This is a genomic window from Rhizobium aethiopicum (assembly GCF_900094625.1).
GTDB classification, from domain to species: domain Bacteria; phylum Pseudomonadota; class Alphaproteobacteria; order Rhizobiales; family Rhizobiaceae; genus Rhizobium; species Rhizobium aethiopicum.
In genome coordinates, this window is the sequence record NZ_FMAJ01000007.1 from 12,922 (window position 1) to 37,410 (window position 24,489).

At 63.4% G+C, this 24,489-nt stretch carries 21 protein-coding genes and 1 riboswitch; of the genes, 12 read left to right on the forward strand and 9 right to left on the reverse strand.

Translation table 11 applies throughout. The features are described 5' to 3' along the window. The first annotated feature begins 8 nt into the window (after positions 1 to 8). The 7 genes from GA0061105_RS16125 (at position 9) to GA0061105_RS16155 (ending at position 7,472) form a co-directional block, all read left to right on the forward strand. Positions 9 to 1,052: a LacI family DNA-binding transcriptional regulator gene (locus GA0061105_RS16125; protein ID WP_092751474.1), complete on the forward strand. Its 1,044-nt coding sequence runs from the start codon at positions 9 to 11 to the stop codon at positions 1,050 to 1,052. Beyond that, positions 1,053 to 2,075 carry an ABC transporter substrate-binding protein gene (locus tag GA0061105_RS16130; RefSeq protein ID WP_092751476.1) on the forward strand — a complete coding sequence of 341 codons (1,023 nt, stop codon included), beginning with the start codon at positions 1,053 to 1,055 and terminating at the stop codon, positions 2,073 to 2,075. Between the two features lie 66 nt (positions 2,076 to 2,141). Next, complete coding sequence (locus GA0061105_RS16135; RefSeq protein ID WP_064694458.1) at positions 2,142 to 2,969, forward strand: ABC transporter permease; 828 nt, start codon at positions 2,142 to 2,144, stop codon at positions 2,967 to 2,969. After that, positions 2,966 to 3,745, forward strand: a complete 780-nt coding sequence (locus tag GA0061105_RS16140) for an ABC transporter permease (RefSeq protein WP_092751478.1) — start codon at positions 2,966 to 2,968, stop codon at positions 3,743 to 3,745. Before GA0061105_RS16135 ends, GA0061105_RS16140 begins: the two co-directional genes overlap by 4 nt. Next, a complete protein-coding gene (locus tag GA0061105_RS16145; protein ID WP_092751480.1) occupies positions 3,738 to 4,763 on the forward strand; it encodes an ABC transporter ATP-binding protein in 1,026 nt (341 codons plus the stop codon). Before GA0061105_RS16140 ends, GA0061105_RS16145 begins: the two co-directional genes overlap by 8 nt. Positions 4,764 to 4,767: 4 nt before the next feature. Beyond that, a complete protein-coding gene (locus GA0061105_RS16150) occupies positions 4,768 to 5,688 on the forward strand; it encodes a nucleoside hydrolase (RefSeq protein WP_092751834.1) in 921 nt (306 codons plus the stop codon). Then, the gene (locus tag GA0061105_RS16155) at positions 5,685 to 7,472 is read left to right on the forward strand and encodes an adenine deaminase (protein WP_092751482.1); all 1,788 of its coding nucleotides are present in this window, start codon (positions 5,685 to 5,687) and stop codon (positions 7,470 to 7,472) included. Before GA0061105_RS16150 ends, GA0061105_RS16155 begins: the two co-directional genes overlap by 4 nt. Positions 7,473 to 7,535: 63 nt before the next feature. Here the strand turns inward: GA0061105_RS16155 and GA0061105_RS16160 are convergent, their stop codons facing one another. The 6 genes from GA0061105_RS16160 to GA0061105_RS16185 form a co-directional block, all read right to left on the reverse strand. Then, complete coding sequence (locus GA0061105_RS16160; RefSeq protein ID WP_092751484.1) at positions 7,536 to 8,705, reverse strand: M20 aminoacylase family protein; 1,170 nt, start codon at positions 8,703 to 8,705, stop codon at positions 7,536 to 7,538. Positions 8,706 to 8,797: 92 nt separating this feature from the next. Continuing rightward, the gene (locus GA0061105_RS16165) at positions 8,798 to 10,303 is read right to left on the reverse strand and encodes a tripartite tricarboxylate transporter permease (protein ID WP_064694491.1); all 1,506 of its coding nucleotides are present in this window, start codon (positions 10,301 to 10,303) and stop codon (positions 8,798 to 8,800) included. Positions 10,304 to 10,312: 9 nt separating this feature from the next. Further along, positions 10,313 to 10,774: a tripartite tricarboxylate transporter TctB family protein gene (locus tag GA0061105_RS16170; protein WP_064694453.1), complete on the reverse strand. Its 462-nt coding sequence runs from the start codon at positions 10,772 to 10,774 to the stop codon at positions 10,313 to 10,315. 218 nt (positions 10,775 to 10,992) lie between these two features. Then, positions 10,993 to 11,976 carry a tripartite tricarboxylate transporter substrate-binding protein gene (locus GA0061105_RS16175; protein WP_092751486.1) on the reverse strand — a complete coding sequence of 328 codons (984 nt, stop codon included), beginning with the start codon at positions 11,974 to 11,976 and terminating at the stop codon, positions 10,993 to 10,995. Positions 11,977 to 12,204: 228 nt separating this feature from the next. Then, a complete protein-coding gene (locus tag GA0061105_RS16180; protein ID WP_064694451.1) occupies positions 12,205 to 13,539 on the reverse strand; it encodes a sigma-54-dependent transcriptional regulator in 1,335 nt (444 codons plus the stop codon). Further along, the gene (locus GA0061105_RS16185; RefSeq protein WP_280949927.1) at positions 13,536 to 15,410 is read right to left on the reverse strand and encodes a sensor histidine kinase; all 1,875 of its coding nucleotides are present in this window, start codon (positions 15,408 to 15,410) and stop codon (positions 13,536 to 13,538) included. Before GA0061105_RS16185 ends, GA0061105_RS16180 begins: the two co-directional genes overlap by 4 nt. A 108-nt stretch (positions 15,411 to 15,518) precedes the next feature. Between GA0061105_RS16185 and GA0061105_RS16190 the strand changes: the two genes are divergently transcribed. Beyond that, positions 15,519 to 16,181: a sulfite oxidase-like oxidoreductase gene (locus tag GA0061105_RS16190; RefSeq protein WP_064694449.1), complete on the forward strand. Its 663-nt coding sequence runs from the start codon at positions 15,519 to 15,521 to the stop codon at positions 16,179 to 16,181. Here the strand turns inward: GA0061105_RS16190 and GA0061105_RS16195 are convergent. From GA0061105_RS16195 to GA0061105_RS16205, 3 genes are all read right to left on the reverse strand, one after another. Continuing rightward, complete coding sequence (locus GA0061105_RS16195) at positions 16,166 to 16,783, reverse strand: hypothetical protein (RefSeq protein WP_092751491.1); 618 nt, start codon at positions 16,781 to 16,783, stop codon at positions 16,166 to 16,168. The genes GA0061105_RS16190 and GA0061105_RS16195 overlap by 16 nt on opposite strands. Further along, complete coding sequence (locus GA0061105_RS16200; RefSeq protein WP_092751493.1) at positions 16,783 to 17,517, reverse strand: CbtA family protein; 735 nt, start codon at positions 17,515 to 17,517, stop codon at positions 16,783 to 16,785. Before GA0061105_RS16200 ends, GA0061105_RS16195 begins: the two co-directional genes overlap by 1 nt. 12 nt (positions 17,518 to 17,529) lie before the next feature. Further along, positions 17,530 to 17,739, reverse strand: a complete 210-nt coding sequence (locus GA0061105_RS16205; protein WP_011426664.1) for a CbtB domain-containing protein — start codon at positions 17,737 to 17,739, stop codon at positions 17,530 to 17,532. After that, positions 17,738 to 17,894, reverse strand: a riboswitch (adenosylcobalamin (AdoCbl) riboswitch). (Overlaps the previous gene by 2 nt.) Positions 17,895 to 17,970: 76 nt before the next feature. Here GA0061105_RS16205 and GA0061105_RS16210 point away from each other — a divergent pair. The 4 genes from GA0061105_RS16210 (at position 17,971) to GA0061105_RS16225 (ending at position 24,469) form a co-directional block, all read left to right on the forward strand. Then, complete coding sequence (locus tag GA0061105_RS16210) at positions 17,971 to 18,525, forward strand: histidine phosphatase family protein (protein ID WP_064694446.1); 555 nt, start codon at positions 17,971 to 17,973, stop codon at positions 18,523 to 18,525. Positions 18,526 to 19,000: 475 nt separating this feature from the next. Continuing rightward, positions 19,001 to 20,572, forward strand: coding sequence for a putative bifunctional diguanylate cyclase/phosphodiesterase (locus tag GA0061105_RS16215; RefSeq protein ID WP_092751495.1), 1,572 nt, complete (start codon positions 19,001 to 19,003; stop codon positions 20,570 to 20,572). 261 nt (positions 20,573 to 20,833) lie between these two features. Next, positions 20,834 to 22,012, forward strand: coding sequence for an acetate/propionate family kinase (locus tag GA0061105_RS16220; protein ID WP_092751497.1), 1,179 nt, complete (start codon positions 20,834 to 20,836; stop codon positions 22,010 to 22,012). Between the two features lie 72 nt (positions 22,013 to 22,084). Further along, a complete protein-coding gene (locus GA0061105_RS16225) occupies positions 22,085 to 24,469 on the forward strand; it encodes a phosphoketolase family protein (protein WP_092751499.1) in 2,385 nt (794 codons plus the stop codon). The last annotated feature ends 20 nt before the right edge of the window (positions 24,470 to 24,489 follow it).

A 24,489-nucleotide genomic window follows, 5' to 3' on the forward strand; every position in this document is an offset into this window, starting at 1 on the left:
CTAGATTCATGGCTTCACCACGCCCGGGACCTAATCTCAGCAGGATAGCGACCTCGCTCGGCGTCTCCATCGCGACCGTTTCCAATGCGCTTTCCGGCAAAGGCCGGGTCTCCGGCCAGTTGGTCGAAAGAATCCGCGAACATGCCGCCGAGCTCGGCTATGTCCCGAGCCAGGCCGGCCGGGCGCTCAGGACCGGCCGCAGCGGCGTTCTCGGCCTCGTGCTGCCGGATATCGCCAACCCTCTGTTCCCGAAGATCGCGCAGGCGATCGAATTTGCGGCCTCCGCCGCAGGTTACGGCGTACTGATCGCCGATTCCCGCGGCGATGCCGCCGCTCAGAGCGAGGCGATCAATCGTCTGGTCGAACGCGGCGTCGACGGAATGGTCATCATTCCCCGCCGCGCCACCCGCATTTCCTCCGCAGCCTGCCCGGTCGCCGTCATCGACACCCCGTCGACGCCTGGCAATACCGTTTCCGCCGATCACTGGCAGGGCGGCCGCGAAATCGCCGTCCATCTCGCCGGTCTCGGCCACCAGCGCATCCTGATCATCGGCAACAATCAGGAATCCAGCGTCCAGAACGACCGCGCCGACGGCATCCGGGCCGGTATGCATCCGACCATGCATTCCGAAACACTGTGGATCGAGAAGATCGAGCAAGGTGGCGGCAGTGGCTGTCGGCTCGGCCTCGCCGAGAAAGTCCGGCAGGGTTTCACGGCTTTCGCGGCTCTTTCCGATCTCCAGGCCCTGCGCGCGCTGACGGAGCTGCAGCAGGCCGGCATCAACGTTCCCGCCGATGTCAGCGTCACCGGCTTCGACGATCTCATCTGGTCGCCTGTTGTCACGCCGTCGCTGACGACGGTGAGGATGGACATGGACAGGATTGCCGGAATTGCCGTGTCGGCGCTGGCCGAAACCATCAGAAAAAGCCGCGCCCGGGAGGGCGTGCTCGTTACCGCGGAGGTCGAACGCGTCGCGATGCAGCTGGTCGTCCGCCAATCATCCGGGCCTGTGAGCCGGGCGCTAAAAACCTCAGAGATGGAGAACATGTAGATGAGAAAAGCTCTTTTTGCGTCGATGGCGCTTGCTGCCCTATCGCCGTTTGCCGCCTCCGCAGCCGAACGGACGCTGACCATTTCGGTCTATGCCTTCGCGCAGGACGACTTCAAGACGCTGGTCTACGATCCTTTCGAAGCTCAATGCGGCTGCAAGCTGGTGGTCGAGACCGGGAACAGCGTCGAGAGGCTGGCCAAGATGGAGGCGAACAAGGCCAATCCCGTCGTCGATCTCGCCGCCGTTTCGATGGCGGATGCGCTCGCCGCATCGCGCGCCGGCCTGATCGATAAAATCGATACCGCGAAGCTTACCAATTTCTCCAAGCTCTATAACGCCGCCAAGGACCCGAACGGCGACGGCATGAGCGTCGGCTATACCTTCTATGCCACCTCGATTGCATATCGCTCCGACAAGATGAAGATCGAGTCCTGGGCCGATCTCCTGAAGCCGGAATATGTCGACCATGTCGCTTTCCCCAACGTCACCACCAATCAGGGCCCGCCGGCGCTCTACATGCTGGGCCTGGCGCTCGGCAAGGATACGCCCGATCTGCAAGGCCCGATCGAAGCGCTAGGCGAGAAGAAGGACGACATCGTCACCTTCTATGAAAAGTCCTCGCAGCTCGTGCAGCTGATGCAGCAGGAGGAAATCTGGGCAGCCCCCATCGGCCGTTTCTCCTGGGCGGGCTTCACCAAGCTCGACGTTCCCATCGCCTGGGCAACGCCGAAAGAAGGCCAGACCGGCGGCATGAACGTTCTGGTGCTGACCAAGGGTTCGAAGAACCAGGATCTCGCCATGCAGTTCATGGATTTCTGGCTCTCGACCGAGATCCAGACCAAGCTCGCCGAAAAGCTGATCGACAGCCCTGCAAACAGAGAGGTCAAGCTTTCCGAAGCTGCCGCCGGCAATCTCACTTACGGCGAAGAAACGGCCAAGAGCCTCAAACTGATCCCTTCCGCCATCGCGCTCGACAACCGCGCCGGCTGGCTGAAGACCTGGAACGAGAAAGTCGGCCAGTAAAGCCCGCATGAACCGGTTCCGGCGCCTCCCGCCGGGGCCGCCCCTCCTCTCCTGGAAAGGCGCCTCATGTTCCAGAATCGCGCGGAAGCCCTGGCGCTTGCCCTGCCGGCAGCCGTCTTTGCGACGGTGGTTTTCCTGCTGCCCGTCGCAATCCTGCTGTCGGAGGGTTTTCGCGCCGGCGGCGCCTGGACGCTGTCGGCCTATACAGGCTTCTTTTCCGAGACGCTAAACCGCACGGTTTTCCTGCGCTCCTTCCGACTCGGCCTCGAAGTCACCGCCGTCTCGGCCGTGATCGGCTACGCCGCAGCCTTTGCCATCGTCAACCTGCCGCCGAAGGGCAAAGGCCGCATGATCGGGCTCGTCACCCTCCCGCTGATGATCTCGCCAGTGGCGCGCACCTATGCATGGATCGTCATTCTGGGCCGAACCGGCATCGTCAATCAGGCGATTACGGGCCTCGGCTTCAGCGCCGAACCGCTGCGCCTGCTCTTCACCGAGACCGCCGTCTTCATCGGCCTCCTGCAGCTCTTCCTGCCGCTGATGATCCTGTCATTGATCAGCGCGCTCGAAAACATGCCGAGGGATGCGATCGCGGCTGCCCGCGTGCTCGGCGCCAACTGGGTCCAGGTCTTTTGGAAGGTCGTCCTCCCGCTCACGCGCGAGGGCCTCGTCATCGGCGGCACGCTTGTCTTCACCGGCTCGCTCACCGCCTACATCACGCCGGCCATCCTCGGCGGTTCCAAGGTACTGATGCTCGAAACTCTGATGTATCAGCAGGTGTCCGTCGCCAATGATTTCGTCTCGGCGAGCGTCATCGCCTTCATCCTGATCGTCATGAGCTTTGCCGCCAACATTTTGCTGAAACGCCTTGCGACGGCGAGGAGCCGCAGATGAGCATCCGTCTCTTTTCGCCCGTCGTGCTCTTTCTGCTGCTTGTCTTCCTGATCGGCCCGTTTCTGATCATCATCGCCGCCTCGCTCTCGGCAGGCGATACACTGGCGTTTCCGCCGCAAGGCCTGTCGCTACGCTGGGTGATGAAGGTCTTCACCATCGAAAGCTTCCGCGACAGCTTCGCCATGTCGATGTTCCTCGCCGTTTTCGGAACCCTGGCAGCCCTCATCCTCGGCATCCCCGCCGCCTACGCCCTGTCGCGCTACCGGCTACCCGCAGCAGAGACCGTCCGCACCATCGTCTCGCTGCCGATCATCGTCCCCGGCATCATCGTCGGCCTGGCGCTGCTGCGTTATCTCGTCGTACCTTTCGGCTTCAACATCGCGCTTGCGCTCTTCTTCGCCCATGCGGCCCTCGTGCTGCCCTACGCGGTGCGCGTCGTCTCGGCGAGCCTCGACAATCTGCGCGCGGATATCGAGGAAGCTGCCGTCCTGCTCGGTTCCTCCAGACTCGGCGCCTTCTTCCGCGTGGTGATGCCGAATATCCGCGGCGGCATTCTCGCCGCCTTCATCCTCGGCTTCGTCACCAGCTTCAATCAGGTGCCGGTCTCGCTCTTCCTGTCCGGCCCGGGCGTAAGGACACTGCCGATCGACATGCTGGGTTACATGGAAACCACCTACGACCCATCCATCGCGGCGCTCTCCGCCCTTCTCGCCTTCCTCTCGATCGGCATCGTCTTCCTCGCCGAACGCTTCCTGGGATTCTCGCGTTATGTCTGATGCCTACCTTCAACTCGACAAGCTGACGCTCACCTATGGCGATACGGTCGCGGTGAAAAATCTCGACCTCGCGATCGGCAAGGGCGAACTCGTCGCGCTCCTCGGGCCCTCCGGCTGCGGCAAGACGACGACCATGCGCGCCATTGCCGGTCTGCTGACGCCCGCCTCCGGCCGTATCGGCCTCGATGGCGCCGATATCACCCGCTTCTCCGCCAACAAACGCGCCGTCGGCCTCGTCTTCCAGTCCTATGCGCTCTTCCCGCATCTGACGGTCTATGAAAACGTCGCCTTCGGCCTGCGCCTCAAGGGCATCTCCGGCGCAGACCTAGATGCCCGCGTCGGCGCCGGCCTGAAATCCGTCGGCCTCACCACTTTCGCCGGCCGCAAGCCCGCAGAACTCTCCGGCGGCCAGCAGCAGCGCGTGGCGCTCGCCCGATCCATGGTAATGGAGCCGAAGGTCCTGCTGCTCGACGAACCGCTCTCAAACCTCGATGCCCGCCTTCGCCTCGAAATGCGCGCGGAATTGCAGCGTGTGCAGAAGGAGACCGGCGTGACCATGATCTTCGTCACCCACGACCAGGTGGAGGCCTTGGCGCTCGCCGACCGCATCGTCGTGATGCTGAACGGCGGCATCGAGCAGATCGGTACGCCGGAAGATATCTATAACAACCCCGTCTCCTCCTTCGTCGCCGCTTTCGTCGGGTTCGAGAACGTCTTCGCGCTGTCGGGAGGGAAGCTCGCGACGCCGAATGGTCCCGTGGCTCTTTCAGGCCCGGCGCCACAAGCTGCGGCAGGGCTGGCCTGGCGTCCGCGGGCAGTGCCCCTCGGCTCCGGCCCCTTCCGGGGTACGGTGCGCGGCACGTCTTTCGCCGGCAATACGCGTGAATATCTCCTCGATACGCCGCTTGGGCCGATCAAGGCCGAGATCGACGCAAGCCTGCCGCCGCATGCGATCGGCAGCGCGCTCGCCTTCGACCTGCCGCTCGCCGGCGCAGCCAATCTCCAACGCTTCGGGTGACATGATGGGTGTGTGGATCGATAGCGATATGGGCTTCGACGACATAGCCGCCATTCTGGTGGTGGCGCAGTCGGAATATGCGATCGACGGCGTCTCGCTGGTTTTCGGCAATACGCGGCTGCCGCAGGTGCGGGCGAATGCCGCCGGGGCCGCCAGCGCCTTCGGCTGGCCCTTTCCCATCCATACCGGCCGTGCTGCGCCCGTTCTCGGCAGGCTCGAAACCGCCCAGGCGATCCTCGGCGAAACTGGCATCCCGACACCAGGCAAGAGCCTGCCGGAAGCCCCTGCCCTTGCCGAGAGCGATGCCTTCACCGCGCTCTGCCGCTGGCTCGAAGGCAACGGGCCACACCGCATTCTGGCGCTCGGCCCCCTCACCAATGTTGCCGCAGTGGCGCTTGCCCGCCCCGATCTTGCCGCCGGCATCACCGACCTCGTCTGGATGGGCGGGGGCATCACGTCAGGCAATCATACGGCCTCCGCCGAATTCAACGCGCTTGCCGATCCCGAGGCGCTGGCAATCGTCATCGCCCATGGCCTGCCGCTGCGCATGGTCGATCTAGATCTCTGCCGCAAGGTGCTGGCAAGACCCGAGGATGCCGAGCCGGTGCGCAATGCCGGCGGCGCCAATGCCGAACTTATCGCCGACATGTTCGCCGGTTATATAGGTATCGGCACCAGCCGCGGCCGTCCCGGCATGGCGATCTACGATCCCTGCGCCGCCGTCGCCTTCGTCGCTCCCGACATCGTCGGCTTCCGCCCTGCGCGTATCGACGTCGAACTGCAAGGCGCCTACACCCGTGGCCGCACCGTCGTCGAGACCCGCGCCACCCATTCGACGTTCAACGCGCAATTCGCCGCCGATATCGATGCCGACAAGGCGCGTAACATCATTCTCACCGCCCTCATCAACGAGGCCCGCAGATGAACGCCATTCCTCGTCAGGAACCTTTCGATCTCAACGATCCTGCCTTGCGCGCCCGCGCCGTCGCCGCCGCCCGCGGCGATGCTCCCTTCGATATGCTGATTACCGGCGGCCGCCTGCTCGATGCGGTGACGGGCCTGATCCGGGAGGCTGACATCGGCCTCGTCGGCGCGCTGATCGCCAGCGTTCATGTGCCGACGAGCCGCGCGGATGCCGTCGAGATCGTCGATGCGGCAGGCGGCATCCTGACGCCGGGCCTCATCGACACGCACATGCATGTCGAAAGCTCGATGGTGACGCCTGCGGAATATGCAAGCGCGGTGCTGCCGCGCGGTGTCACCACGGTCGTCTGGGATCCGCATGAATTCGGCAATGTCCATGGGATCGACGGCGTGCGCTGGGCAATCGAGGCGGCCCGCGTCCTGCCGCTGCGCATGATCCTGCTCGCCCCGTCCTGCGTGCCCTCAGCACCGGACCTGGAACTTGCCGGCGCCGATTTCGATGCCGCCGTCATCGCCGAGATGCTGCGTTCTCCGGCTATCGACGGCGTTGCCGAAGTCATGAACATGCGCGGCGTCATTGACGGCGATCCGCGCATGAGCGCCATCGTCAACTCAGGCCTTGCCTCCGGCAAGCTCATCTGCGGCCATGCCCGTGGCCTCGAAGGCGCTGACCTCAACGCCTTCATGGCAGCGGGCGTCACCTCCGACCATGAGCTCACCTCCGGCGCTGATCTCCTCGCTAAGCTTTCCGCCGGCCTGACGATCGAACTGCGCGGCTCGCACGACCATCTGCTGCAGGAATTCGTCGAGGTGCTGAACGGCCTCGGCCATCTGCCCCCAACCGTCACCCTCTGCACCGACGACGTCTTTCCCGATGAGCTCTACCAAAGCGGCGGTCTCGACGATGTGATCAGACGCCTGGTGCGTTACGGCATGAAGCCGGAATGGGCGCTGCGCGCCGCGACTTTCAATGCCGCACAACGGCTGAAGCGCTCCGATCTCGGCCTCATCGCCGCCGGCCGCCGCGCCGATCTCGTTCTCTTCGAGGACCTGACGGAATTCCACGCGCGCCTCGTCATATCGGGCGGCCGCATCACCGCCCGCAACGGCAATATGGAAGCGGCCGCAAAGCCGCTCGATCCCGCGCCGCTCATCAATTCCGTGAAGCTGCCGCCGCTGACCGACAACGATTTCCGCATTCCTGCGAAGGGGACGCGCGTCCGCGTCGCCACCATCGACCGCCCGCGTTTTACGCAATGGGGCGAAGCCGAAACGGAGGTCCAGGACGGCTTCGTCGTGCCGCCGGCAGGCAGCGCCATGATCGCCGTCGCCCATCGCCACGGCAAGGCTGTCAGGGCCCCGCGCATCGGCTTCCTCACCGGTTGGGGCGAATGGCGCGGCGCCTTCTGCACCACCGTCTCGCATGACAGCCACAACCTCACCGTCTTCGGCGGCAATGCAGGCGACATGGCGCTCGCCGCCAACGCCGTCATAGCGGCCGGCGGCGGCATGGCGGTCGCCATGGATGGCCGGATCGAGGCGATCCTGCCGCTGCCGCTGTCTGGCCTAGTCACCGACGCATCGCTGAAGGACACAGCCTCGGCCTTCGCCGAAATCCGCAAGGCCATGGACAAGATCGTCGACTGGAAACCGCCCTATCGCGTCTTCAAGGCCTGCTTCGGCGCAACCCTCGCCTGCAATGCCGGCCCGCACCAGACGGATCTGGGGATTGCTGATGTGGTGACAGGGAAGGTGCTGGAAAGCCCAGTGCTTGAGGTTTTGTAAGTTGTGACGCACGGACCGTAAACGAGAGGACGTGCCGTGCAGCCCCGGGGGCGCAAACGCGAGCTAAACCTTCAACTCCCGCTCCACCAACGCCACCCAGTAAGCCGTCCCGTATCCGAGCGCCTCATCATTAAAATCATAAGCCGTGTTGTGGTGCAGCGCGCCATCCACCGCCGGCCCGTTGCCCAGCCAGACATAACAGCCCGGCGCATTCTCGGCGAAGAAAGCGAAGTCATCACCGGCCGTCGACGGCGGAAAGCTAGTCCGCACCTTCTCGCCGAACACCGAACTGGCCGCTGCAAGCGCCCGCGACGTCGCATCCGCGTCATTGACGACAGGCGGAATGCGCCGCTCGAAACGATAGTCGGCTGATATGCCGTACATGGCGGCCGTTCCGCTGGCCAATCGACCGATCTCGGTTTCCAGCTGATCTCGCACTTCAGGCGAATAGGCCCGCGCGGTCCCGCCGATCTCCACGATATCAGGAATGACGTTCAGCGCCTTCGCATCGCCCGCCTGGAGGAAACAGGCGCTGACGACGGCCGGCTGCAGCGGATCGACCACGCGTCCGACGATCGTCTGCAGCGACGTCAGGAACGTTCCGGCCGCCGTGATCGGATCCCGGCCGAGATGCGGTTTGGCGCCGTGCGTGCCGACGCCGCGAAAGGTGATGCGCCAGCTGTCGGAGGAGGCAAGCTGCGGCCCTTCGACCACCGCGATCTCGTCAACCGACAACCCCGGCATATTGTGCAGGCCATAAACGGCATCGCAGGGAAAGAGCTGGTAGAACCCTTCCTCGACCATCCGCTTTGCTCCGCCGCGGCCCTCTTCGGCCGGCTGAAAGATGAAATGCACCGTGCCGGAAAAATCCCGCGTGGCCGCCAGATGCCGCGCGGCGCCAACCAGCATCGCCGTATGGCCGTCATGCCCGCAGGCATGCATCTTTCCCGGAACGGTCGATCTATAGGGCCGCTCCGCCATTTCAGGCATCGCGAGCGCATCCATATCCGCCCTCAGCCCGATCCTGCGCGCGCCATTGCCGACCTGCAGCGTGCCGACGACGCCGGTGCCGGCAAGTCCGCGATGCACTGTGATGCCGGCCTCCTCGAGAAGCCTGGCGACGATCCCGGCGGTGCGCTCCTCCTCGAAACCGAGTTCCGGGTTGGCGTGCAGATCGCGGCGCAAGGCGATGAGGAATGGCAGATCGTCCTTGATCCGGGCGGGAATGCTCATGGGCCTTAATATCCCTTCATGCGAAACGGGCGCCCGAACGGCGCCCGCGTCAGATCATTCCTTGTTCATCAAACAGCTCGCGAGTTCAACCTCTACGCTTCTTCGACGAACACTTCCTCGCGCTTCTTCCTGACGCTCGGCAGGAAGACGACGATCAGCACGGCGACCGCAATTGCCAGAAGCGTCGCGCTGATCGGCCGCGTGACGAAGGTGGTGGCGTCGCCGCGCGACAGGATCATCGCCCGCCGCAGATTCTCTTCCAGCAGCGGGCCGAGCACGAAGCCGAGCAGCAGCGGCGCCGGCTCGCAGCGGAGTTTTGCCAGCACGTAGCCGATGAGGCCAAAGAAGGCGACGGCATAGAGGTCGTATACGTTCGAATTGACGCTGTAGACCCCGATTGAGCAGAAGGCCATGATGATGGGGAAGAGCACGTAATAGGGCACAGTCAGCAGCTTCACCCACAGCCCGATCAGCGGCAGGTTGAGGATGACCAGCAGCAGATTGCCGATCCACATCGAGGCGATGATCCCCCAGAACAGCGCCGGCTGCTCGGTGGCGACATTCGGGCCCGGCACGATGCCCTGGATGATCATCGCGCCGATCATCAGCGCCATGACGGGATTGGCCGGAATGCCGAGCGTCAGCAGCGGAATGAACGAGGTCTGCGCGCCGGCATTATTGGCCGATTCCGGCCCTGCGACGCCGGCGACCGCGCCCTGGCCGAATTCCTGCGGCGTCTTCGACAGGCGTTTTTCCACCGTATAGGAGGCGAAGGAAGCAAGGATCGCGCCGCCGCCCGGCAGGATGCCGAGCGCCGAACCGATCGCCGTGCCGCGAATGACGGGAGCGATCATCTGCTTGAATTCCTGGCGCGAGGGCAGGAGACCGGATACCTTGGCCATCAGCACCGTGCGTGTCGACTCGCCCTCGAGATTGCGCAGGATTTCCGCCACCCCGAAGACGCCGACGGCGAGTGCCACGAAATTAAGCCCGTCAGCATATTCACGGATGCCGAGCGTGAAGCGCGGCGTGCCGGTATAGATGTCGGTGCCGACGAGGCCGAGCAGCAGCCCGAGCGCCACCATCGCCAGCGCCTTGACGACCGAACCATGCGCCAGCGCGATCGAGGAAACGAGACCGACGATCATGAGCGAGAAATACTCGGCCGCACCGAATTGCAGCGCGATGTCGGTGAGCGGCGGGGCGAAGATCGCCACGAGGAAGGTTGAGACCGTACCGGCGAAGAACGAGCCGAGAGCCGCGATCGCGAGCGCCGCCCCCGCCCTGCCCCTGCGCGCCATCTGATAGCCGTCGATCGCGGTGACGGCGGACGAGGACTCGCCCGGCATGTTGATGAGGATCGCTGTCGTCGAGCCGCCATACTGCGCGCCGTAATAAATGCCGGCGAGCATGATGAGTGAAGAAACCGGCTCAAGCTGGAAGGTGATCGGCAGGAGCATGGCGATCGTCGCGGTGGCGCCGATGCCGGGCAGCACGCCGATCAGCGTGCCGAGCAGCACGCCGATCAGGCAGAAGAGAAGATTGTCGATTGTCGCCGCTGTGGCGAAGCCGAGCGCGAGATTGCTGAAGAGATCCACCATCGCCTCCTAGAACCGGACCCAGGGGCCGAAACGCTCGAACGGCAGCCCGAGCCCATAGCTGAAGACGGCGACCGAAAAGATCGTCAGCAGCAGCGAGAGGATGACCGCATACACCACGTTCATTTTGCGCGATGCAAAGCAGGCGATGAAGGCAGTGAAGAACAGCGCCGGCGCAAATCCGAGCCCCCGCACCGTCAGCCCGAAGAAGACGGGAGCCGGCAGGATGAAGAGCATGCCGCGCCAGGCGAAGGGATCGACCGGCTCCCCCTCCACTCGCAGCGCCTGAATGAAGATGATCGCGCCGAGAAGTATCAGCGCGCAGGCAAGGATGAACGGGAAATAGCCGGGGCCCATGCGCAACGCCGTGCCGAGATCGAGCCCCAGTGACTGGAAGGCAAAGAAAGCGCCGGTCGCGACGAAAAGCGCGCCGCAGATCGCATTGGTGGTATCGAAACTGATGGACTTCATGGTGTCTCCTGGAGTTGGAGATGGTTCACGTGACGCCGTCACAAAGGAGCTAGCCCCTCATCCGCCTCTCGGCACCTTCTCCCCTTAAACGGGGAGAAGGGGACACACCGCAAACCTCCCACCTCGGCCGCCGTTGCTCGTGGCAAATCCCGTCCCCCGCGCGTGGGGAGAGATTAGGGTGAGAAGCTCGTCCGGCACGTCGAACGAGGATTTGATCATCAGTCGGCGTATTCGCCGGCAGCCTCGATCACCGGCTTCCAGCGGGCGATCTCGGTTTCGAGCTTGGCTTTCAAAGCAGCAGGCGTTGCATCGCCGTCGGAAGACGGCGCGGTGCCGAGCTCGGCGAAACGGGCGCCGACATTCGGATCCTTCAGCGCCACCTGCAGCGACTTCGACAAGCGCTCGTTGACCTCGGCCGGCGTGCCCTTCGGCGTGTAGATGCCATGCCAGATACCGACTTCGAAGCCGGCCAGGCCGGCTTCGACAGCCGTCGGAACGTCCTTCAGCACGTCAAGACGCTTCGGCGAGGTCACGGCATAGGCCTTGATCGTGCCGCCGGTGATCTGCTTCGTCGTGTTGGTGGTCTGGTCGCACATGATATCGACCTGGCCGCCGAGCAGATCGGTCATTGCAGGGCCGGTTCCCTTGTAGGGAACGGTCGTGAGTGGCGTCTGGATGGCGCTCATGAACATCATGCCGCAGAGATGCGAGGCCGCACCGATGCCGGCGTTGGCGACCGTCACCTTATCCTTGTTGGCCTTGACGTAGTCGATCAGTCCCTTGAGGTCGGTCGCCTCGAAGTCCTTGCGCGCGACGATCGTCATCGGCACCTCGGTGACGAGGCCGACATAGTCGAAGGCGCCGAGTGTGTCGTAGGCGAGCTTGCGATAGAGCGTGGCGCTGGTCGCCATGCCGATATGGTGCAAAAGGATGGTGTAACCATCGGGATCGGCGTTCGCCACGCGGCCGGCGCCGAGCGTGCCGCCGGCACCGCCGACATTTTCAACGACGATCTGCTGGCCGAGATCCTTCGACATGGATTCAGCGACAAGGCGTGCAACCGTATCGGTCGGGCCGCCGGCCGCGAAGGGCACGACCATGGTGATGGTCCGTTCGGGATAGGTCTGCGCCGAAGCGACGCCGGCGAGAAGAGAGACCGCGGCAGCCGCGGTCAGGCCGAGCATGGCCTTCAGTATTTTCATCGTTTCCTCCCTGATGAAACAAGCAAGCCCGCCGACACATCCTCCGCGCCGGTTCGGATCACCTATTTGCCGCCGGAAAAAATCGAGCTGCAATCATTGCCGCCGCTTTCGCAAGACAATTATGCGACAGTGCGATGCAGCATGGGTCGATTTGGAAACAAACGGCTGCTGCGATGGGTGGAAATCCACCCATCGCGGCCCGAAGAATTGCGCAGCCAGCCAAGCAGCCTAGCTGTCGATGATCATCATCCGCTTGTCCAGCCCGTATTTCTGCATCTTTTCGTAAAGGGTCTTGCGGGAAATGCCGAGCGACTCATAGACCGGCTTGAGGCTGCCGCCATGCGCCACGAGGGCGCTGGCAATCACCCCTCGCTCGAATTCGGCGACCCGTTCCGCAAGCCCGGTCGCCTCCTCAGCCTGCCGTCCGCCGTTGTCGAGGCCGAGGACCAGACGATCGGCGGCGTTCCTGAGTTCCCGCACATTGCCGGGCCAGTCGCGCTGGGCAATGTCGGAGATCACCTCCGGCGGCACCGCCACTTCGTCACGGCCGTAGCGGGCTGCCGCTTCCCGCACCAGCTGCAGGAAGAGCAGCGGAACGTCCGCCCGGCGTTGCGACAGCGACGGCACGTGCAGCGTCGCGACGTTCAGTCGGTAGAAAAGATCGGCGCGAAAGCGGCCAGCGGCTACCTCGGCCTCCAGATCCACCTTGCTCGTCGCGATGAAGCGCACGTCGAGCGGCACGATCTCGTTCGATCCGAGCCTGGAGATCACCCGCTCCTGCAGCACCCGCAGGAACTTCGCCTGCAGATCGAACGGCATGGAGCCGATCTCGTCGAGCAGGATGGTGCCGCCGCGCCCATGTTCGAACTTTCCGTAGCGCGGCCTGACGGCGCCGGGAAAAGCGCCGGGCTCATGGCCGAAAAGCTCGCTCTCGATCAGGTTTGCCGGCAACGCGGCGCAGTTGATGGCAATGAACGGCCGGCTTGCCCGGGCGCTGATATCGTGGAGCGCGCGGGCCACCACCTCCTTGCCCGCCCCGGTATCGCCGACGATGAGCGTATCGGCGTCGCTGGCGCCGATCGCACGGATCCTGTAGCGCAGATCCACCATCACCTGCGTGCGCCCCGGCAGCCGCGCCTCGATATCGTCGCGTTTGCCGGCGACCGCCTTCAGCAGCCGGTTTTCGAGCACCAGGCCGCGCCGCTCCATCGCCCGGCGGATGACGCCGGCGAGCATTTCCGGCGTGAACGGCTTCTCGATGAAATCATAGGCGCCTTCGCGCATCGCCTTCACCGCAAGCTGCACATCACCATGGCCGGTGACGAGAATAACCGGCACCTCCTGATCGATCTCGCGGATCTTCTGCATCAGGCTCATGCCGTCCATGCCTGGCATGCGGATGTCGCTGACGACGACGCCGGGAAAGCTGTAGCCAATCAGCTCCAGCACATGGTCACCGTTCGAAAATGTCTCGACGCTGAAGCCGGATAGCTCCAGCGCCTGCGCCGTCGAGCGGCGCAGTTCCTCCTCGTCGTCAACAAGCAGGATCTTGGCATCGTTCATTCCGCCGCCTCCGGCATCAGCCCTGCTGCCGACTGCAGCTCGATGCGGAACACCGCGCCCCCTTCGGGATGATTGCCCGCAGTCAGGCTGCCGCCGAAATCCTTGACGATGTTGTAGGAGATAGAAAGCCCAAGACCGAGCCCCTTGCCCACGCCTTTGGTCGTGAAGAAGGGATCGAAGATGCGCTCCGCGATCGCCGCCGGGACGCCCGGTCCATGGTCGCGCACCGTCAGCACCACCTTGCCGGTCGCCTCAAAGGCCGAGACCTCGATGCGCCTGTCATCCAGCCCTTCCACCGCGTCAGCGGCATTGGAGATCACATTTACCAGCACCTGCTGCAGCCGTACCGAACCGGCGCGCACGACCGGCGGCGATGCGCCGAGATCGAGCCGAAGCTCGGCATCCGCCGCCTTCAGCCGCCAGGCGATGATCTCCAGCGTATCGCGCATCGCATCGTCGAGAGAAACCGGCCCGAGCTTCTCGTTCGGTTTGCGAGCGAAGTTGCGCAGATGCCGGCTGATCGAGGCCATGCGGTCGATCAGCCCGCCAATCCGCCTTATATTGTCGCGCGCCTCCTCCGTCCGGCCGCGATCGATCAGCACGGAGGCGCTGTCCGTATAGGTCTTGGCGGCGGCGAGCGGCTGGTTGAACTCATGCGAAAGGGCAGCCGACATCTGACCGAGGCCGGCGAGTTTGCCAGCCTGGATGAGATCGGCCTGCGTCTGGCGAAGCTGCTGCTCCGTCAATCGCCGCTCGGCGATCTCCTCCTCGATGCGGCTGTTGACTCGGGCAAGATCGGCCGTGCGCTCGTCCACCCGCCGCTCCAGCTCATTACGCGCCTCGGCCTGCATCTGCATGCGCTCGGCAAGCCGCGCCCGCCGCTGGCGAATGACGGCCACAGCAAGCCCGGCGATGCAAAGAATGAGAAAGACCGCGACAAGTGCGGTGCGCGCCTGGGCGCGGATGGAACTCGTCTCCATCAGCACATTCACTGTCCAGTCCTCAGCCGGCATGTAATGCGACAGCACGAGATACTCGCTTGCGCCCCGGTCGCCCGCGAGCGTCATCAGATCATGCGGCTCGAAGCGATGACGCGTAACCGGCAGGGCTGTCAGTCTCGCATTGGCATAGCGCCGCGACGCTTCCGTGCGAGCGATGCGGTCGGCCGTCAGCGGCAGGATCGCGCCGTAGAGCCATTCCGGGCTGCCGGACATGAAGATGATGCCCTCCGGATCGGAGACGAAGATCTTGTATTCCCCGCCGCTCCAGGAAGATTCGATCATGTCGATATCGACCTTGAAGACAATGACGCCGCGAATATCCGCGCCGACCCTGATCGGCGCCGAAAAATAGTAGCCGCGCTTCAGCGACGTGGTGCCGAGAGCGTAAAACCGGGCCTGCCGACCTTCGATCGCGTCCTGGAAATAGGGCCGGTAGTTGAAATTCTGGCCGACGAAGCTTCCCGGTCCATCGTAATTGCTCGCGGCGATCGTCTCCCCATCCGGCTTCACCACATAGATGTCGGAGGATTTCAAAAGCCCATTGATCTCCTTGAGATAGAGATTGGCCGCATCGCGTAACGCCATGTCGTCGGGCGCGCTGACCAGTTCCTTGATATCGTCGTGATCGGCGATCAGCGCCGGCAGCGCCTCATAGCGGCTGAGATGGCCGCTGAGCGCCGAAACCGCAAGGCGCAGCGCCGTTCCCGCCTGCGCGGAGGCCTCCTGCATATAGGCGCGCGTCGCAATCGCGCTTCCGTAGGTGAAGAAGGCGAAAATGACGAGCGGCACCAACATGAGCGCCGCTATCGAACGATATCTCGACGACAGATCCGGCTCCTCCCTTTCCGCCTCCACTCCCCAGCAAGGCATGCCTGACGGCTCAGTTTAATGAGGCAAGCGAGGATTTCCAAGGGCTCGCCGAAACTTGACACTCGGCAGGGGCGGATGTCCTATTGCTGCACCGCAAGGAGATCCCTCATGAGCGACGACCAGACGCCCGCCGACAGCAAGCTCACCAGTTCCAAGCGCCGCTGGGCGGCCGAAGGCAAGTTCCTGACCGGCCGCATCAGCCGTCCCGACACCGAGCGCCTGCCGCCCGGCCAGCACCTCGTCAAGAACTGGCCGGTGCTCGATCTCGGCCAGCAGCCCGTCATTTCCACCGAGAGCTGGCGGCTCGAGGTGCGCGGTCTCATCGAAACGCCTCTCACCCTTACCTGGGCCGATTTCCAGGCGATCGAGCAGAGCGCTGGGGTGAGCGATATCCACTGCGTCACCACCTGGTCGCGCTACGATAACAATTGGATGGGCGTATCGACGCGCGATCTGCTCGACCGCGCCATGCCGAAGCCGGAAGCAGCGTACGTCATGCTGACGAGTTATGACGGCTATACCACCAATCTGCCGCTGGCCGATTTCGCCGCCGAGGACGCAATCCTGGCGACTTCATGGGAGGGCCTGCCGCTGACGCCGGATCATGGCGGGCCGATGCGCCTCGTCGTGCCGCATCTCTATTTCTGGAAAAGCGCCAAATGGCTGCGCCGGATCGAGTTGCTGGCCGCAGACGAAGCCGGCTTCTGGGAAAAGAACGGCTACCACATGTATGGCGATCCCTGGCGCGAGCAGCGCTATTCCGACGACTGAGCCCTCGGCCGCAGGAAGCGCCGAAGGGCAAAAACCGCAAGGCAAAACAAAGTCGCAAGCCCCGTCAGCGACGCCATACTGGCGAAATGAAGCGGTATCCTGCTCCAGCGCGGCTTGATGATATCGGCCGTATTGAAAGCTTCGCCGCTGAACTGGCAGGTGACGAGCGCAAGCCCGCGCCGCACCATGTCGACGTCGACGGCCGAAATAAGCTCGTTGGCTCCATCCGCCTCCCGCGGCATCTCCCGCATCGCCATCAGCACGGCTTTCGTCGCTGCGAGATAGGCATGGGCGCATTCGTTGAACGGGCTTTCCTCATCCGCCACGCTGCCTGGCACCCTGCCCCAGAGACAGTAGGAATACTGGATCTCCGCATAGTTGAGGACGCGCCGGAACGGCTCGTTCGTATCGACCGCGCGCGACGCAAGATCGATGATCCCGCTGCGATAATCTGAAATCACCGCCATCTCGCCATGGGAAATTTCCGGGATATCGATACCGGCATGGCTGCCGCCTGCGCTTAGACCATGCGCGCAGGCGTTGCCGGCGAATAGAAGCAGGCTTGCCCCAAGACTGAGAACGCCAAGCCCGCTACGTTGCATCACCGGAACGCCGGCCGTAGACCGCCTTTGGCAGCAAGACGCCGTTCCGCCAGCATGCCAAAAACAAGGCCGAGCGTCGCCCAAAGGATCGCGTGCATGCCGAGCGAGGTGGTGCGGAAACGCCAAAGCACCACCGCCGAGAAATTCTCCGGCACCTCGTTGATAGGCGGCAACAGATAGAGAACCGCGCCGATGAAGACGAGATAGGCGATGCCGGCGACAATCGCGCCGTTCCACAGGCCGAAACGCTCGGCAAGGCGACGCGAAAGCGCGACCGCCGCAATCAGCGAGGCGAGCGAAACGACGATCATCAGGAAGAACAGCTCGGTCCTGACGCCGATCGTATCGGGATTGCCGACCGCCGGCGGGGTAGCCGGATACTTGACTGCAGGAACGAGCACGATCGCCACGAAGGCGGCGATGGCGATGACGGCCGAGGTGCCGCGTGGCGAAAGGCTGCTGAGGCGGCCGTGCACGAAAGCGAAGGCGAGCGAAAAGAGCCCGCCGACGGCAATGCTGTAGGCCATGACGCCGGTGAAAAGGCCGAGACCGGCCTGCGTGGCGCGGCTGACGATTTCAGGCTCGGCAGCTTCACCGGCCGCCTGGGCGCTCGCCTCCTCGAAGGCGATCGCCGCATCGACCTGCGGCTCGCCGAAGGTGTGGGCGAAAGCGAAAACGAGGATGCCAGCAATCATGCCCGCGAGCATCCCGCGAAGCAGAAGGTTTCCAACCATGTCAGTATTCCCTTAGTGGCAGGGAAAGCCGAGGAGATGGCGGCCGTCATGCACGAATTCGTGCACATACATGCCGTTGAACAGCGCCATCGCGCCTTCCTCTGTGCCGACGAAATAAAGGACGATGAGCATCAGCAGGCCGCCGAAGATCGCCCAGGGCAGGATCTCGCCGACCGGGATCGGAGCGGGCGCCGCGACGGGCGCGAAAGTGGTATCAGACATGTATTCCTCCGGAATGACGCGTTCAGTCGAAAGAGTGTTGTGCGGCAGGGTCTGACTTCCAGCGCGAAGAGCTTTCGACACGCTGGTCACAGTGGCGCGACCGCGCCGGATTTCCACCGGCTTCCAAACCCGCAACAGCACGTTTATATCTGCACGCGGAAGAGACTGTCAACGAAACTTCACGAAGCCGGCCAAGGCCGTCCCCACCCATCCTCGGAGATCGGAACGACCGTGAACACGCGCCTCACCTGGATCTGCCACGGCGCGACGACGGCGAGCCGCAAGGCCCTGTTCCCGCTCGACGAACCGCTGGAAGGCAGGGCGGCGCAGGAGGCCGGCAGGATCGCGGCTCTGCCCCGCGCCGATCATATTGTCACGAGCCCCGCCTTGCGCGCCCGCCAGACGGCCGATGCCCTCTGTCTCGAAGCGCGGATAGAACCGTCGCTTCGAGACTGCGACTACGGCCGCTGGGCTGGCGGGTCGATCGAGGCGATCGAGGCGGCGGAGCCGGAAAACCTTCTGGCCTGGATGGCCGAGCCGGAGGTGGCCCCGCACGGCGGCGAGAGCCTTGTTGATCTGCGAAAGCGCGTCGCTGGCTGGATGGAGACCCAGGCCGCCCATGGCGGTCACGTGATCGCCATCAGCCACGCGGCGGTCATCAGGGCTGCAGTCGCACATGTGCTTCAGGCGCCGCCCTCCTCCTTCTGGCTGACCGACGTCGAGCCACTCGCCATCCTTCGCATGACCAACAACGGGAGCCGCTGGTCTCTGCGCTTCCAGCATTAGAGAATCCTTATTTTATCCAGCCTTGCACAAGCAAATCGCGTCATCCCTGTTGAACCCGGTATTGCGGGGACTACTTCCTTGTCCCAAGGAGATGGAAGAATGACATATGATTGGAGTGGAGAGCGTACGCGGCGCCTGCGGTTGATGCGCGTCGCCACGTTCATCGTTCTGGCCGGTATCATCGTCAGCGTTCCGCTGCTGATCGTCACCGCCTGATGCACGAGAAGAGGCGAGCGATGCGTCAGCTCGCTCGCCTTCGTTCTTCTTTTGCCCTCTTCAGCCCTAACCATTTGCAGCCAATATCCTCCTCATGGACGGGGCCGGCGAAACCGCTACAGTAGCGATTGTGATTGAACGGCAATGCTATGCGTCTGCCGGCAGCCGCAACTGCCCCTCTGATAATTCGCCTTCCGGTTTCAACGAACATTTCAGATTTTTGTGGTATCTCGGCGCGGGTGGAGATGGAGAAGGCGTAATGCCGGTGTTTTTCCAGAGCAGGGCCGGAAGGCAATGCATGTCGATCGTCTGCTTGGGGATAACCCTGTGGCTGCTCGGTGCGCTGCTGCAGTTCGACGACGGCCTGGTCTCTTTCATGACCGGTTTCAGCGCGTACGGCGCCGACAAACTCGTTCTGGGGCTCGGCATCGCCGGCGCCATGAGCTTCATCTATTCGGTGCTGCGTATTGCCGATCTGCGCAAGGAAATGGAACTGCGCGTCGCCGCCCAGGCAAAGGCGGACTGGACGGCAACTCACGACCATCTGACCAAGCTGCCGAACCGCTACGCCTTCGAGCGCAAAATTCTTTCGCGGCCGATCAGAAGCGACGAGGCCGAAATCGAGGAATGGGACCGCAACGTCACCATCTTCTCCGTCGACCTCGACGGCTTCAAGAAAGTCAATGATCTCGTCGGCCACAAGGGCGGCGACGTGCTATTGATCGAAGTCGCCAGACGCATCTGCGCGCTCGGCAATGCCGATTGCGTCTACCGTTTCGGCGGCGACGAATTCATCATCGTCGCCTTCGCCCTGACGTCGCAACGCGAGGAGCGTTTCGCCAAGCTGCTGATCCAGGCCGTCACCCGGCCGATTCATATCGATGGCTCTGCCGTCGAAGTCGGCGCGAGCGTCGGTTACGATCGCTGGGTTGAGGGCAGCGAACCGCTGGAAGACGCCGCCCATCGTGCCGATCTCGCCATGTATGAAGCCAAATCACGCGGCCCCAACCATTATCTGGTCTTCGAAACTTCGATGCAGGACAAGGTAACGGAGCGCGCCTCCCTGGAAGCTAGACTGCGCGCGGCAATCGCCAACAAGGCGATCAAACCTTTCTACCAGCCGCTGATCGATCTCAAGACCGGCCAGCTCTGCGGCTTCGAAGCCCTCGCCCGCTGGGTCGGCGAGGATGGCGTCAATATCCCGCCGCCTGTATTCATCGACATCGCCGAGGAAACCGGCATGGTTACGGCCTTGTTCGAGGATCTCCTTGCTCAGGCATGCAGCGATGCGCTCACCTGGCCAGCGCATATCACGTTGTCCTTCAACGTCTCGCCGGTGCAGATGGAAGACAGGCTGCTGACGTCCCGCATCCTCAAGGTCCTTTCGGCGAGTCGGCTGCCGCCGCAACGCCTGGAAGTCGAGATTACCGAAAACGCGCTGATCCAGGATCCCGCTATCGCCGCCGTCATTCTCGAAGAGCTGCATGCGGCCGGCATCCAGATCGCCCTCGACGATTTCGGCACCGGCTATTCGAGCCTCGCCCAGCTCGCCCGCTACCGCTTCGACAAGATCAAGATCGACAAAAGCTTCATCGCCACCTATCGCGACGACGAACGCCAGGAAAAGATCGTCCGCGCCATGCTCGGCCTCGGGAGAAGCCTCAATATCAAGACGACTGCGGAAGGTATCGAGGAGCATGGCCAGCTTGCCTTCCTGCTGGAGCTCGGCTGCGACGTCGGCCAGGGTTATCTTTTCGGCAAGGCGATGCCCGCCGCCGAGGCGAGCATCTTCATCCGTGATCGCAACGCCAATCTGGCGTCCACGGCCTGACCCTGCCTTCAGCTGAATTGTCCCAAGTTTTTGCGTTCCGGTCGGCGCCAGCCACCGTCAGCATGTTGCGCACGGCGTCGGCCATTGCACGCCGGAGCTTCCCATCATTGTCCCGCCAATGCCTGATGACATCACGTGCGTGGTCGGGGCCGGCAGGCGTGGCGGTGGGCCCAAGCGAGGTGACCGCCGATTGGTGCCTTTCCAGCCGGAGTTTCGGCACTAAGTTCGGCCATCGTACGACTGCGCGGAGTCTCTGAAGATATGCCATCCACCGACCTCCTCCTGACCTTCAACGCCGGCTCTTCGACCGTGAAGATCGGTATCTTTACGATCGAGGGAACCGAAGCGCGGCGTATCGGCAAGGGGATGATCGACTTCCGCGCCGAGCCGCTTTCACTCAATCTGACGGAAGGACCACAGAGGTTCGAGGCGCCGTTGAAATCTGAGGTGTCGGAAGACCTGCATGATGTCATCGACGAGACCTTCGCGCTTCTCGCCGATCATTTCGACATTGCCGCCGTGCGCGCCGCCGGGCACCGCGTCGTCCATGGCGGCAGCCGCTTCATCGGACCGGCCGCTCTCGATGACGATGCGATCGACGCCATCGACGCGCTGACCCCACTTGCGCCCCTGCACCAGCCGCAAGCGCTGCGCTTCGTCCGCGCCCTCCGGCATTTGAAGCCGCATCTTGCCCAGACCGCCTCTTTTGACACGGCCTTCCACTCCACGCAGGACGATCTCGTCCGCCGATTCGCCATTCCCCGCGCGCTGCATGAGGAGGGCATCAAGCGTTACGGCTTCCACGGCCTTTCCTATAAATTCATCGCCGGTGAACTCCGTCGCAGGTTGCCGCAAGCGGCAATGGTGGTGGTTGCCCATCTCGGCAGCGGCGCCAGCCTCTGTGCGCTGGATCAGGGCGTCAGCCGCGATTGCAGCATGGGCTTTTCGACACTCGACGGCATCCCGATGGCGACGCGCCCGGGCTGGCTCGATCCCGGCGTCATCCTGCATCTGGCCGGCGAAAAGGAGCTGTCCTTCGGGGAGATCGAGGATCTGCTCTATCACCACTCCGGACTGCTCGGCGTTTCCGGCATCAGCGCCGACACGCGCGATCTGTTGCAGGACGGCCGGCCGGAGGCGCGTCAGGCGATCGATCTCTTCACGCTGCGCATTGCCGGCGAAATCGGCCGCATGGCTGTTTCACTCGGCGGCCTCGACGCCGTCGTCTTCACCGCCGGCGTCGGGGAGCATCAGCCGGAGATCCGGGCCGGAGTGGCGAAACGACTAACCTGGCTTGGCTTGACGCTCGACGAAAAGGCCAACACCGCGAATAGTTTCACGATCAGCACCGGGGAAAGCCGCATGGCCGCCCATGTCGTTGCCACGGACGAAGAACAGGTGATCGCCGATGAGGCGCTGTCCGTTCTTCGCGCCCGCTGATCCAGATCAATGGCGCGCTGACGCCGGCAGCTAGAATAAACGTTGAACGCGTTTTCGAACGGGAGAAGCCACATGGAAAAGCATGTCTCGACCGCCGCCCTGAGCGATACCGAACTCACCCTGATCGACCGCTACTGGCGAGCGGCCAACTATCTCTCAATCGGCCAGATCTACCTTCTGGCCAATCCGCTGCTGCGCGAGCCGCTGAAAGCCGAACACATCAAACCCCGCCTGCTAGGTCACTGGGGCACGACACCCGGCCTCAACTTCATCTATGCGCATCTCAACCGGCTCATCCGCGCCCGCGACCTCGATATGATCTATATGTGCGGCCCCGGCCATGGCGGACCGGGCATGGTCGCCAATACCTATCTCGAAGGCACCTACAGCGAGATCTATCCCGATATCTCAGAGGATGCCGAAGGCATGCGCAAGCTCTTCCGGCAATTCTCCTTCCCCGGCGGCATCCCGAGCCACGCGGCGCCGGAAACGCCGGGATCGATCCACGAAGGCGGCGAACTCGGCTACGCCCTCGTCCATGCCTATGGCGCCGCCTTCGACAATCCCGATCTTATTGTCGCCTGCGTCGTTGGCGATGGCGAGGCCGAGACCGGGCCGCTCGCCGCGAGCTGGCATTCCAACAAGTTCCTGAACCCCGCCCGCGACGGCGCCGTGCTGCCGATCCTGCACCTGAACGGCTACAAGATCGCCAACCCGACGATTCTCGGCCGCGCGAACGATGACGACATCAGGCACCTCTTCGAAGGCTATGGCCACGAGCCGTTCTTCGTCGAGGGCCATGAGCCGCGCGACATGCATCAGAAGATGGCCGCGACCCTCGATCTGGTCTTCGACCGCATACGCGAGATCCAGGATCAAGCCCGCAGCGGCCAGCCTGCGGACGACTTCCCGCGCTGGCCGATGATCGTGCTGCGCAGCCCCAAGGGCTGGACAGGCCCGAAGGAAGTCGACGGCAAGAAGGTGGAAGGCTTCTGGCGCGCCCATCAGGTGCCGGTCTCCAACTGCCGCGGGGATGACGGTCACCGCAAGATCCTTGAGGACTGGATGCGCGGCTATGATCCCGAAGACCTGTTCGGCGCCGACGGCCGGCTGAAACCGGAACTGCGCGCGCTTGCCCCCTTCGGCGAACGCCGTATGGGCGCCAATCCGCATGCCAATGGGGGCTTGCTGCGCAAGGAATTGGCCGTGCCCGATATTTGGGATTATGCGGTCGAGATCGGCAGGCGCGGCAGCGTCGCGGCACAGTCGACCGAGATTCTCGGCCATTACCTGCGCGACACGATAAAGCTCAACGCGGAGGCCGCCAATTTCCGTATCTTCGGCCCGGACGAAACGGAATCGAACCGCCTCGGCAGCGTCTTCGAAGCCACCGACCGTGTCTGGATGGAGGACATCGAACCCTACGATGTCAAACTCTCCCGGGACGGACGCGTCATGGAGGTGCTCTCCGAACATCTCTGCCAGGGCTGGCTGGAGGGCTACCTGCTGACCGGCCGGCACGGCCTCTTCTCCTGCTACGAGGCCTTCATCCACATCGTCGATTCCATGTTCAACCAGCACGCCAAATGGCTGAAGGTCACCCGCGAGCTCGAATGGCGCAGGCCGATTTCATCGCTGAACTATTTGCTGACCTCGCATGTCTGGCGCCAGGACCATAACGGATTCAGCCATCAGGATCCCGGCTTCGTCGACCTCGTCGCCAACAAGAAGGCGGATATCGTCCGCATCTACCTGCCACCGGATGCCAATACCCTGCTCTGGGTCGGCGACCATTGCCTGCGCACCTATAACCGCGTCAACGTCATCGTCGCCGGCAAGCAGCCGGAGCCGCAATGGCTGTCGATGGACGAAGCGGTGAAACATTGCGAGGCCGGAATCGGCGTCTGGCGCTGGGCGAGCAACGAGGAAGACACGATCTCGCCCGATCTCGTCATGGCCTGCGCCGGTGATGTCCCGACCATGGAGACGCTTGCCGCCGTGGACCTGCTGCGCAAGGCCGTTCCGGCACTGAAGATCCGTACCGTCAACGTCGTCGACCTGTTGGCGTTGCAAGCCAGCGACGAACATCCGCACGGCCTTTCCGACGCGGACTTCGATGCGATCTTCACGTCGGACAAGCCTGTCATTTTCGCCTATCACGGCTATCCCTATCTCATTCACCGCCTGACATATAAGCGCACCAACCACCAGAACATCCACGTCCGCGGTTTCATCGAGGAAGGCACGACGACCACACCCTTCGACATGACGGTGCTCAACCAACTCGACCGCTTCCATCTCGCCATCGAAGCCATCGAGCGCGTACCGGGACTGAAGAAAAAAGCGGCGGATGCTCTCGCCGCTTTTCACGGCAAGCTCGCGGAGCATCACGACTATGTCAGGGAGCATGGCGAGGACATGCCGGAGGTACGGAACTGGACGTGGCCTGCGGCATGAGAAATCTACGGCTGACGCGC